Source organism: Pseudomonas mangrovi, from assembly GCF_003052585.1.
In the GTDB taxonomy this organism is placed as follows: domain Bacteria; phylum Pseudomonadota; class Gammaproteobacteria; order Pseudomonadales; family Pseudomonadaceae; genus Aquipseudomonas; species Aquipseudomonas mangrovi.
Window position 1 is genome coordinate 19,096 of record NZ_QASN01000021.1, and the last position, 11,123, is coordinate 30,218.

The following is an 11,123-nucleotide window of genomic DNA, read 5'->3' on the forward strand; positions in this document are numbered from 1 at the left end:
AGGGTAGAAGTTAAAACTACCGTTTGAATCGCGATTCGAGCAATGACCCTGCAGTCGCTGAATGCGCAACCATAAGCGCGAACGCCCCGTCTGGCAAAAGATGCCGGCCCGGAAATGAAAAAAGCCGCTTGCCCGAGGGCAAGCGGCTTTTCATCGCAGCGCAGTTATCAGTAGCCGAGCGCGAAGTCTTCCTCGGCCAGATCCATCAGGTTGCCAGCGCCGGAGAGCATGGTTTCCACGTGGGTGCGGGTACGCGGCAGGATGCGCTGGAAGTAGAAGCGCGCGGTCTGCAGCTTGGCCTTGTAGAAGCCTTCTTCCTCGGTGCCGGCAGCCAGTTTCTCGGCAGCCAGGCGAGCCATGTCGGCCCAGAAGTAGGCCAGGCAGGCGTAGCCGGAGTACATCAGGTAGTCGACCGACGCGGCGCCGACTTCCTCACGATCCTTCATCGCGGCCATGCCGACCTTCATGGTCAGCTCGCCCCACTCCTTGTTGATCTGCGCCAGCGGTGCGACCAGGTGCTTGATGGCTTCGTTGCCTTCGTTGTTCTGGCAGAACTTGTGCACGATCTTGGTGAAGCCCTTGAGCGCTTCGCCCTGGGTCATCAGCACCTTGCGGCCCAGCAGGTCGAGCGCCTGAACGCCGGTGGTGCCTTCGTAGAGGCAGGAGATGCGGCTGTCACGCACGTTCTGCTCCATGCCCCACTCGGCGATGAAGCCGTGGCCACCGTAGATCTGCACGCCATGGTTGGCGGCTTCGAAGCCGGTCTCGGTCATGAACGCCTTGGCGATCGGAGTCAGGAACGCCAGCATGGCGTCGGCGGCCTTCTTCTCGGCCTCGTCCTGGCTGCGCTGGACGATATCGACCTGCTTGGCAGCGAAGTACAGCATGGCGCGGTTGCCTTCGGCGAACGCCTTCATGGTCAGCAGCATGCGACGCACGTCGGGGTGCACGATGATCGGGTCAGCAGCCTTCTCGGGCGCCTTCGGACCGGTCAGCGAACGCATCTGCAGACGCTCGCGAGCGTACTTGATGCCGCCCTGGAAACCGATTTCGGCGTGGGCCAGGCCCTGCAGCGCGGTGCCCAGACGAGCAGTGTTCATGAAGGTGAACATGCAGTTCAGACCCTTGTTCGGCGGGCCGATCAGGAAGCCGGTGGCACCGTCGAAGTTCATCACGCAGGTCGCGTTGCCGTGGATGCCCATCTTGTGCTCGAGCGAGCCACAGGAAACCGCGTTGCGCTCGCCCACGCCGCCTTCGGCATTTGGCAGGAACTTCGGCACGATGAACAGCGAGATGCCCTTGGTGCCTTGCGGGGCATCGGGCAGGCGGGCCAGTACGATGTGGACGATGTTGTCGGCCATGTCGTGTTCGCCAGCGGAGATGAAGATCTTGGTGCCGGAAACCTTGTAGCTGCCATCAGCCTGCGGCTCGGCCTTGGTGCGCAGCATGCCAAGGTCGGTGCCGCAATGCGGCTCGGTCAGGCACATGGTGCCGGTCCACTCGCCGGAAACCAGCTTGGTCAGGTAAGTCTGCTGCTGCTCGGGAGTACCGTGCTCGTGCAGGGTGTTCATGGCGCCATGCGACAGACCGGGGTACATGCCCCAGGACCAGTTGGCCTCGCCAACCATTTCGCTCATGGCCATGCCGAGGGACTCGGGCAGGCCCTGGCCACCCAGTTCGACGTCATGCGCCAGGCTCGGCCAGCCACCTTCGACGAACTGCTTGTAGGCTTCCTTGAAGCCGGTCGGGGTCTTCACACCGGACTCGCTCCAGGTGCAGCCCTCGAGATCACCCACACGGTTCAACGGAGCGATGACTTCTTCACAGAACTTGGCGCCTTCCTCGAGGATGGCATTGACCATGTCCGGCGTGGCGTCCTGGCAGCCCGGTACATTCTGATAGTGGGCTTCGTAGCCCAGCAGCTCATCACGGACAAAACGGATATCGCGCAAGGGGGCCTTGTAGTCAGGCATATCGGTAAACCTCTGATGGATTTCCTAAGATGAGCCCCGGCAAATGGGGCGCTTGCTGCTTGGCGTTGGCGACGGTCGGGAGCATCAGGCTGGCCGACAGTCAAACAGGCGTTTGAAACATACGTTTAGCCCCCCGCCTTGTCAAGCAGGCGGGCGGATCCAAGTCACGCCCGTTCGTCGACCCGGGATTCACTCGACTCAGCGCCTTCTTCGACGGCGCGATAGGCGCTTGCGACAGCCGAGCCCTTGCCCTGTCCGCCCGCCTGCGACTGCAGCTCGGCAAGCTCGCCGCGCGCCTGTGCGGCGGTGGCCTGGGCCTGTGCCGCGACGCGCATGTCCTGCGCCGATGGCTCGGCGGGTGCAAGGGCAGCACGCCGGACCTGGTCCATCTTCGCCAGCGTTGCCTGGGGATCACCGGCCACCGGCGCGGTGTCGATGCTGACCTCGCCATCGGTCACATAGCTGCGCCCGTCGGGGCCGCGCGTGTAGCTGTAGGTCGGCGAGCCGGCGAGCGCCCCACCCACCGCCGCATGCGCCTGCTCATGCACCCGCACCTCGCGGTCGCGCGCTGTCAGATCGGCAATCTCCATCTGCTCCAGACGTAACTGGACCTGTTCCAGCCGATTTTTCTGAGGCGCCTGATCGGCCGCCGGCTTGCCCGACGCGTCCTTTTCATCAGGCGCAGGCGCGGCCCCACCGACACTCGCGCGCGATGTGGGAGGGGTAACGCTGGAGGAGTAGGCGAAGGCGCCGATAAGCATGTCGCAACTCCTCGTTCCGCGGCAGGGCGGGACGAAGCGAATGCCGTGTTCCGAATATCGAATGTCGAATGCCGGCAGGAATGAACCGGCCCGCATCAATGCAGGCCGTGGTGAAGCGGACTCAGGCGGTGGTGTCGATCAGCGTACCGAGCGTTTCGTCGACCGCCTGCAAGACCTTGGCCCCGGCTTCAACCTCGAGCTTGCCCATCTCCAGCTCCAGCAGCAGGCTGGCGAGATCGGGGGCGGTGGCCGAAGCGGAAGCCGCCCCGGAAGGAAGACTGGAACCGGCCACCTCGACGGCGGCCTGATCAACGCGACGCTGACCGCTTTGGATACTGGTGAGACCGGAGGTAAAGGCGCTGGCGGAAGAGATTTCCATGATCGTACTCCTGCATGGACTGATGCCAATTAAAGCCGGTCTCGCCGGAAAAACCTACGAAGAAATGGTTATTGCGGGGCGCCTTTATATCGCTGGACGTAGCCGCGCGATATCCAGCCAGTCAGCCACAGCCACGGCAGACGCATTCTCAAGACGCGGTACCCGGCCCAAACAGGGTGCGGGCAGCCACTGCTCCAGCGTCGCAAGGTTCTCCTCCAGCCGACTCATCTGCGGATCGAGCAGATTGGCTACCCAGCCGGCCAGCGGCAGACCGTCGGCGATGATCGCCTCGGCACTGAGCAGCGCATGATTGATGCAGCCCAGGCGCACGCCGACCACCAGAATCACCGGCAGGCCCAGCGCACGAGGCAGCGCGCTGAGCAGCTCCGTCTCCGAGAGCGGCACGCGCCAGCCGCCCGCGCCTTCGACCAGGGTGAAATCCGCCTGCAGATCGAGCACCCGTCGAACCCTGCCGGCCAGCTGCGCGACATCCAGAACGACCCCGGCTTCCCGCGCGGCGATATGCGGAGCGATGGCCGGGGCAAATGCATGAGGATTGACCAGCTCATAGGAAAGCGGCGCGGAGCACTGCGCCAGCAGCGCCAGGGCATCGGCGTTCCTCAGCCCCTCGACGGTGGCTTCGGAGCCGGAGGCCACCGGCTTCACCGCTGCGGTGCTCAGGCCAGTGCGACGCGCTGCGCACAGGAGCCCGGCGGCGATGGTGGTCTTGCCGGCGTCGGTATCGGTCCCGGCGATGAAATAGGCCTGTGTCATCCTGCAATGCCTGACTTCTTGCGCAGCACGCCGTAGACGACCTGGTAGGTCGCCGGCAGCCCCTGCGGTTGGCGTTGCGCTTCATAGGCGGCGAGGAACGCCTGCAGTCGCGCCCGTCCGGTCAGGCCACCGGGGCGGCCTGGATTGAGGTTGTGGGCGCCGAGCGCCTTGAGCTCATGGGTCAGCTGGCGCACATCCGGAAAATGCAGCACCTGCGGCTCGCAGCGCAGCTCGACCAACTCCAGCGAGCTGGCACTGCACAGTTGCTGGTAGTCCGCAAAACGGCGAAAGCGGTTGACGTGCACCAGGCCATCGACCGCCTGCCAGCTGTCGCGCAACTCCTGCAGGGTACCGACGCACAGACTGCTGAAAGCGAAGACGCCATTGGCTCGCAACACCCGCCGTGCCTCGGACAGGACGGCGGAAAAGTCCGCGCACCACTGCAACGCCAGGTTGGAGAAGATCAGGTCGCAGCTCTCGCCGCGAAGGGGCAGGCTTTCCGCATCCCCTGCAACGAACGCCTGCGCCGCACCCTGCTCGCGCGCATGCCGCAGCATGCCTTCGGCGATGTCCAGCGCCAGCCCGCTGCTGCCAGGAAAACGCGTCGACAGCGCCCGCGAGCAGTAACCGGTACCGCAACCGAGATCGAGCCAATGATCGGCTGACAGGTCCAGCGGTAGACGCGCCAGCAGCTGGTCGCTGACGCTGCGCTGCAGGCCGGCAACGCCGTCGTAGCTGGCCGCCGCGCGGGAGAACGACATTGCAACCTGGCGCTTTTCCGGCAGTATTCCCGTAGTCGCTTCAGTCATCGCCAGCCTCGCCGATGAAGGCGCGGATCGATGCAGCGACCTCGTGCGGCCGCTCGAGGACGAAGGCGTGGCTTGCGCCCTGCAGTATTCCTACCTCGACATCCGCAACCAGCTCCAGCAGTGCCTGCGTCGCCGCCACCGGCACCAGTGCGTCGGCGGCGGCGAACAGATGCAGCTGCGGGCCGTTGTACGCCTGCAGCGCCGCGCGGGTATCCAGCGTGGCAAGCAGGTCAAGGCCTGCCAGCAATGCGTCTGGCTGCTGGAGCGGCGCACCGAGCACCAGCTGTCGCGCCAGCGCGCGGGCATCGGCACCGGCCTGGGTGCAGAGCAACGCAAAACGCTTGAGCGTCTGCGCCGAATCACTGGCACAGCCGGCGTGAAAGGCATCGAAGGTGGCCGCCGGCATGGCCGTGGACCAGTCATCGCGCGCCACGAAACAGGCATTGCTGGCCAGGGTGAACAAGCCGCAGCAGCGCTCGCCACGTCGCGCCGCCAGTTGCGCCGCCAGCATCCCGCCCAGCGACCAGCCGCCCAGCCAGGCATCGGTCGGCAGACTGGCATCCAGTTCGTCGAGCCAGTCCTGCGGATCGTCGCTGTCCAGCATCGGCAGCGCTTCGATCTGCACCTTGAGGCGCTCATCCAGGCCGGCGAGCGCCGCCGCCAGCGGCTCCAGCGGCGCGCTGCCCAGGCCCCAGCCCGGCAGCAGAATCACCCGATCACGCATCGGCGACCTCCGGCCAGCATTGCGCCAGACAGTCGAGCAGCCGATCGAGCTGCGCTTCACTGTGGCTGGCAGTCAGGGTTACCCGCAGGCGCGCCGTACCGGCCGGCACCGTTGGCGGACGGATGGCACCCACCAGCAAACCACGCTCGCGCAGCCTTGCAGAGAGTTGCAGCGCCCGCTCGCTGTCGCCCACCAGGATCGGCTGGATCGGCGTCGGGCTGTCCATCAGGCTCAGGCCGATCTCTTCGGCACCCTGGCGGAAGCGCGCGATCAGCCGGGCGAGATGCTCACGCCGCCAATGCTCGCTGCGCAGCAGCTCGAGGCTTTTGAGCGTGGCACAGGCCACGGCCGGCGGCTGGCTGGTGGTATAGATGTAGGGCCGGGCGAACTGAATCAGGGTTTCGATCAGCTCCTCACTGCCGGCGACGAAGGCGCCCGCGGTGCCGAAGCCCTTGCCCAGCGTTCCGACCAGCACCGGCACATCCTCGATACCCAGGCCGAAGTGCTCGACGATGCCGCCGCCGGTGGCACCGAGCGGACCGAAACCGTGGGCGTCATCGACCATCAGCCAGGCGCCTCGCGCACGCGCCGCAGCGCAGAGTGCAGGCAGCTCGGCCAGATCACCGTCCATGCTGAAGACGCCGTCGGTCACCACCAGGGTGTTGCCGTCGGTCTTCTCCAGGCGGCTGGCGAGGCTGGCGACATCGTTGTGCAGGTAGCGCGAGAAGCGCGCGCCCGAAAGCAGGCCCGCATCCAGCAGCGAGGCATGGTTGAGACGATCTTCGAGCACGCTGTCGCCGCGGCCGACCAGCGCGGTGACGGCAGCGAGATTGGCCATGTAGCCGGTGGAAAACAGCAGGGCGCGGGGGCGCCCGGTGAACTCGGCGAGGGCTTCTTCCAGCTCGTGGTGTGGCGTCGAGTGGCCGATCACCAGATGCGAGGCGCCCCCGCCGACACCCCAGCGCGCCACACCCTGCTGCATGGCGGCGACGACGTCGGGATGGTTGGCCAGCCCGAGATAGTCGTTGGAGCAGAACGCCAGCAGTTCGCGGCCATCGACCTGCACCAGCGGACCCTGCGGGCTTTCCAGCAACGGGCGCCGGCGGTAGAGGTGGGCGGCGTGGCGCTCGGCCAGGCGAGCTGAAAGATCGAATGTCATGGGCGCGAATACCGGCGACGGGTGGATAACCGCAAGCGGGTTATCCGCCTAATAGAAGGTCGGCTCCGGCGTTTGGTGGATGACGCCTTATTCATCCACCAAACGGAACCTCACGCCGAAGCGGCGTTGTAGAACAGCTTCGAATCGCGCTGCTCGACCAGCGCCTGCTCGATGGCGGCCTGGTGCACTTCGTCGGCGTGCTCCTCGCGCTCCTCGGGCTTGATGCCCAGGCGCTGGAACAGTTGCATGTCCTTGCCGGCCTGGGGGTTGGCGGTGGTCAGCAGCTTCTCGCCGTAGAAGATCGAGTTGGCGCCGGCGAAGAACGCCAGGGCCTGCATCTGATCGTTCATCTGCTCACGGCCGGCGGACAGGCGCACGTGGGACTTCGGCATCATGATCCGCGCCACCGCCAGCATGCGAATGAAGTCGAACGGATCGACGTCCTGCTCATCGGCCAGCGGCGTGCCCTTGACCTTGACCAGCATGTTGATCGGCACCGACTCCGGATGCTCCGGCAGGTTGGCCAACTGGATCAGCAGGCCAGCGCGATCATCCAGCGACTCGCCCATGCCGAGGATGCCGCCGGAGCAGATCTTCATGCCCGCATCGCGCACGTAGGCCAGCGTCTGCAGGCGCTCGGAATAGGTCCGGGTGGTGATGATATTGCCGTAGAACTCCGGCGAGGTGTCCAGGTTGTGGTTGTAGTAGTCGAGCCCGGCAGCGGCCAGGGCGCGGGTCTGCTCCTCGTCGAGCTTGCCCAGGGTCATGCAGGTCTCAAGACCCATGGCCTTGACCCCTTCGACCATCTTCAGCACGTAGGGCATGTCCTTGGCCGAAGGATGCTTCCAGGCGGCGCCCATGCAGAAGCGCGTCGAGCCGATGGCCTTGGCCTCGGCGGCCGCCTCCAGCACCTTCTGCACTTCCATCAGTTTCTCTTTGTCGAGGCCGGTGTTGTAGTGACCGGACTGCGGACAGTACTTGCAGTCTTCCGGGCAGGCACCGGTCTTGATCGACAGCAGCGTCGAGACCTGCACCCGGTTGGCGTCGAAGTGCTGGCGGTGAACGCCCTGCGCCTGGAACAGCAAATCGTTGAAGGGCTGTTCGAACAGCGCCTTGACCTCGGCCAGGGACCAGTCGTGACGCAGGGAAGAAGCGTTGGCGCTCATGCACTATCCTCGTGAAAGCTCTGCCGGCGCCCAGGAAGGATGCGCGACACGGAATGGGCGGCATCTTTAGCGATGCCCGAAACACTGTCAACCAGGAACGGAATCATGGTTTACAAGCGGCTATTTATTGAACAATCCTGTCTGCTCTGCGATCAGCCCGACGATGCCGGCCGCAACATCTGCCTGCCCTGCGAAGCGGACCTGCCCTGGCTCGGCTATCACTGCCCGCGCTGCGCCTTGCCTATGCCGCAACCCGATCTGGTGTGCGGTGCCTGCCTTAAAAGACCGCCGGCGTTCAGGCGCGTGGAGGCGCCCTGGCGCTACGCCTTTCCGGTCGACAACCTGATCACCCGCTTCAAGCATCAGGCGCAATGGCCGATTGGACGTCTGCTCGCCGGTTTGCTGTCACACCATCTGCATAACGCCTTCGGCAATGACCTGGCTCGACCTGAGCTGCTTTTACCGGTACCCCTGGCCAGGCGGCGCCAGCGCCAGCGCGGCTTCAATCAGGCGCAGATGCTCGCTCGCTGGCTGAGCCAGACACTTGCTCTGCCGATGCATGACGATCTGCTCGTGCGCAGCCGCGAAACTGTCGCCCAGCAGGGCCTGGACGCCGCCGAACGCAAGCGCAACCTGCGCGATGCCTTCGTCCTGCGCAGCGGTGCCGACCTGCGCGGCAAGCATCTGGCACTGGTGGACGACGTACTCACCACCGGCACCACCGCCGATGCCATCGCCCGCCTGCTGTTGCGCGCCGGCGCTCGCTCGGTCGATGTCTACTGTCTGGCGCGCACGCCCCGGCCTGGCGATCACTGAACACGCGATAGCGCTGTTGCCGGCCGGGGGAACGGCTAGACTGTGCGCCCTGCCGACCGGAGCCGCCCATGTCCCATCCCTTTTCCGCCCTGACGCCCGATCTGGTGCTGGATGCCGTGGACAGCATCGGCTTCGTCAGCGATGCCCGTGTGCTGGCACTGAACAGCTACGAGAACCGCGTCTACCAGGTCGGCATCGAGGACAGCGAGCCGCTGATCGCCAAGTTCTATCGCCCCGAGCGCTGGAGCGACGCGGCGATTCTTGAAGAGCATGCCTTCAGCGCCGAGCTGGCCGACTGCGAGGTGCCGGTGGTGGCGCCGCTGGTGCACGATGGCCGCAGCCTGTTCGAGCACGCCGGCTTTCGCTTCGCCCTGTTCCCCCGTCGCGGCGGTCGCGCGCCCGAGCCGGGCAATCTCGATCAGCTGTACCGCCTGGGGCAGTTGCTCGGCCGCCTGCACGCCGTGGCCGCCACCCGGCCCTTCGTCCACCGTGAGAACCTCGGGGTCGACAACTTCGGCCATGCGTCGCTGGCGACGCTGCTTGAGGGCGGTTTCATTCCGCGCAGCCTGCTGCCGGCCTACGAGTCGGTCGCCCGGGATGTGCTCAAGCGGCTCGACGCCCTGTTTGCCACCACTCGCTTCAAGCCGATCCGCCTGCACGGCGACTGCCACCCGGGCAACATGATGTGCCGCGACGAGATGTTCCATCTGGTCGACCTGGACGATTGCCGCATGGGCCCGGCAGTGCAGGATCTGTGGATGATGCTGGCCGGCGAACGCCACGAGCGTCTGGCGCAGATTTCCGAACTGGTCGACGGCTACCAGGAATTCCACGATTTCGACCCCCGCGAGCTGCCGCTGATCGAGGGCCTGCGCGCCCTGCGCCTGATGCATTACAGCGCCTGGCTGGCGCGGCGCTGGGACGACCCGGCGTTCCCGATGAGCTTTCCCTGGTTCGGCAGCGAACGTTACTGGGGCGAGCAGATACTGATCCTGCGCGAGCAGTTGTCCGCGCTGGATGAAGAGCCGCTGCGACTGTTCTGACCGACCGAGCGTTGCACCGATGAGCACTCCCGACCTCAAGCGTGGTTATCTGCTGGGCATTGCGGCCTATCTGATCTGGGGCCTGTTTCCGCTGTACTTCAAGCTGCTCGAGACGGTACCAGCACTGGAGATAGTGGTGCATCGGGCGCTCGGCGCCGCCATGGTCGGCAGCCTGCTGCTGGTGTTATGGAAACACCCCGGCTGGTGGCGCGAGCTGATTGCCCGGCCGCGCCTGCTGGCGCTGCTCGGCCTCTCCGGGCTGCTGATCGCGACCAACTGGCTGCTTTACGTCTGGGCGGTAAACAACGGCCGCATGCTGGAAACCAGCCTGGGCTACTACATCAATCCGCTGATCAACGTGCTGCTGGGGATGCTGCTGCTCGGCGAGCGCCTGCGCCGGCTGCAATGGCTGGCGGTGGCCATCGCCGCCATCGGCGTCGGACAGCAGCTGTGGCAACTGGGCGAGCTGCCCTGGCTGTCGCTGGTACTGGCGGCGACCTTCGGCTTCTATGGATTGCTGCGCAAGCAGGCGCCGGTGGCGGCACTGCCCGGCCTGGTGGTCGAAGCCTGGCTGCTGATGCCCCTGGCGCTGGGCTGGCTGTTCCTGCATCCGGCAGCGGTAAGCAGCCAGGCCGAGTTCTGGAGCGGCAGCACGGCGCTCTGGCTGCTCGCCGCAGGCCCCCTCACCCTGCTGCCGCTGATCTGCTTCAATTCGGCGGCGCGCCACCTGCCCTACGCCACCCTGGGCTTTCTGCAGTACCTGGCGCCAACGCTGGTCCTGCTGCTCGCGGTGTTCGTCTACGACGAGCCGCTGCCACCGGCACGGCTATTGTCCTTTGCCTGCATCTGGCTGGCGCTGGCGATCTACAGCCTGGATATCTGGCTCATGCTGCGTCGCCAGCGGAGCTGACCCGGACTACTCATGCTCCTGAAGGTTGAGCTCGACCATCAGGTCATCGGCGAGCGCCTCGAGCTGATCCTGCAGACGATCCAGCGCCAGCCCGGCCGGCAGCGCCAGCAGCGCCTCGGCATGGAACAGCGGCTCGCTGCTCATCGGCGCCGGCTGCACGTCGGTCTTCAGGCTTTCCAGGTTGATCCCCAGCTCCGACAGCAGGCGGGTGATGTCGCGGACGATGCCGGGCCGATCATTGCCGACCAGCGACAACTGTATCGCCTTCCAGCTATGCGACGGCTCGGCGCCGCTGTCAGCCACCAGCACGCGCACGCCCTGGCGCTCCAGGCCCTGCAGCGCCTCGACCAGCTCCGGGCGGTGCTCGACCGGCACCGCGACCCGCAGGATGCCGGCGAACTGCCCGGCCATGCGCGCCATGCGGCTCTCCAGCCAGTTGCCCTGATGCTCGGCGATGCACTTGGCGATGCGCTCCACCAGACCGGTCTGGTCCTGGGCGATGACAGTGAGTACCAGATGATTCATGTGTTCCTCGCTAGCTGCTGATAGTCGGGCTGGCGCCAGTATAGACAGGCCGCGATACGTGACTGCAGACCAGCAACCCGGTCG

General features: G+C 65.8%; 12 protein-coding genes. 3 read left to right on the forward strand and 9 right to left on the reverse strand.

Annotated elements, in window-relative coordinates; genetic code table 11:
* Window positions 1-167 precede the first annotated feature (167 nt).
* From DBO85_RS16375 to bioB, 8 genes are all read right to left on the reverse strand, one after another.
* Window positions 168-1,973, reverse strand: coding sequence for a phenylacyl-CoA dehydrogenase (locus tag DBO85_RS16375; RefSeq protein WP_108108433.1), 1,806 nt, complete (start codon window positions 1,971-1,973; stop codon window positions 168-170).
* Between the two features lie 164 nt (window positions 1,974-2,137).
* The gene (locus DBO85_RS16380; protein ID WP_177429794.1) at window positions 2,138-2,734 is read right to left on the reverse strand and encodes a putative metalloprotease CJM1_0395 family protein; all 597 of its coding nucleotides are present in this window, start codon (window positions 2,732-2,734) and stop codon (window positions 2,138-2,140) included.
* Between the two features lie 121 nt (window positions 2,735-2,855).
* The gene (locus DBO85_RS16385) at window positions 2,856-3,113 is read right to left on the reverse strand and encodes a hypothetical protein (RefSeq protein ID WP_108108437.1); all 258 of its coding nucleotides are present in this window, start codon (window positions 3,111-3,113) and stop codon (window positions 2,856-2,858) included.
* 84 nt (window positions 3,114-3,197) lie between these two features.
* Entirely contained in the window at window positions 3,198-3,887 is a 690-nt protein-coding gene (gene bioD / locus DBO85_RS16390; RefSeq protein ID WP_108108439.1) for a dethiobiotin synthase, read from the reverse strand.
* Window positions 3,884-4,696, reverse strand: coding sequence for a malonyl-ACP O-methyltransferase BioC (bioC, locus tag DBO85_RS16395; protein ID WP_108108441.1), 813 nt, complete (start codon window positions 4,694-4,696; stop codon window positions 3,884-3,886). Before bioC ends, bioD begins: the two co-directional genes overlap by 4 nt.
* A complete protein-coding gene (locus DBO85_RS16400) occupies window positions 4,689-5,420 on the reverse strand; it encodes an alpha/beta fold hydrolase (RefSeq protein WP_108108443.1) in 732 nt (243 codons plus the stop codon). Before DBO85_RS16400 ends, bioC begins: the two co-directional genes overlap by 8 nt.
* Window positions 5,413-6,579 carry an 8-amino-7-oxononanoate synthase gene (bioF, locus tag DBO85_RS16405; RefSeq protein ID WP_108108445.1) on the reverse strand — a complete coding sequence of 389 codons (1,167 nt, stop codon included), beginning with the start codon at window positions 6,577-6,579 and terminating at the stop codon, window positions 5,413-5,415. The genes DBO85_RS16400 and bioF overlap by 8 nt, the downstream gene beginning before the upstream one ends.
* A gap of 110 nt (window positions 6,580-6,689) precedes the next feature.
* Window positions 6,690-7,745, reverse strand: coding sequence for a biotin synthase BioB (gene bioB / locus DBO85_RS16410; RefSeq protein ID WP_108108447.1), 1,056 nt, complete (start codon window positions 7,743-7,745; stop codon window positions 6,690-6,692).
* 105 nt (window positions 7,746-7,850) lie between these two features.
* Between bioB and DBO85_RS16415 the strand changes: the two genes are divergently transcribed.
* From DBO85_RS16415 to rarD, 3 genes are all read left to right on the forward strand, one after another.
* The gene (locus tag DBO85_RS16415) at window positions 7,851-8,561 is read left to right on the forward strand and encodes a ComF family protein (protein ID WP_108108448.1); all 711 of its coding nucleotides are present in this window, start codon (window positions 7,851-7,853) and stop codon (window positions 8,559-8,561) included.
* Between the two features lie 68 nt (window positions 8,562-8,629).
* On the forward strand, window positions 8,630-9,604 hold the full coding sequence (locus tag DBO85_RS16420; protein ID WP_108108450.1) for a serine/threonine protein kinase: 975 nt from the start codon (window positions 8,630-8,632) through the stop codon (window positions 9,602-9,604).
* 19 nt (window positions 9,605-9,623) lie between these two features.
* A complete protein-coding gene (rarD, locus tag DBO85_RS16425; protein ID WP_108108452.1) occupies window positions 9,624-10,514 on the forward strand; it encodes an EamA family transporter RarD in 891 nt (296 codons plus the stop codon).
* A 6-nt stretch (window positions 10,515-10,520) separates the two neighbouring features.
* On the opposite strand, the gene DBO85_RS16430 is transcribed toward rarD, so the two are convergent.
* Window positions 10,521-11,039, reverse strand: coding sequence for a glycine cleavage system protein R (locus tag DBO85_RS16430; RefSeq protein WP_108108454.1), 519 nt, complete (start codon window positions 11,037-11,039; stop codon window positions 10,521-10,523).
* Window positions 11,040-11,123 lie beyond the last annotated feature (84 nt).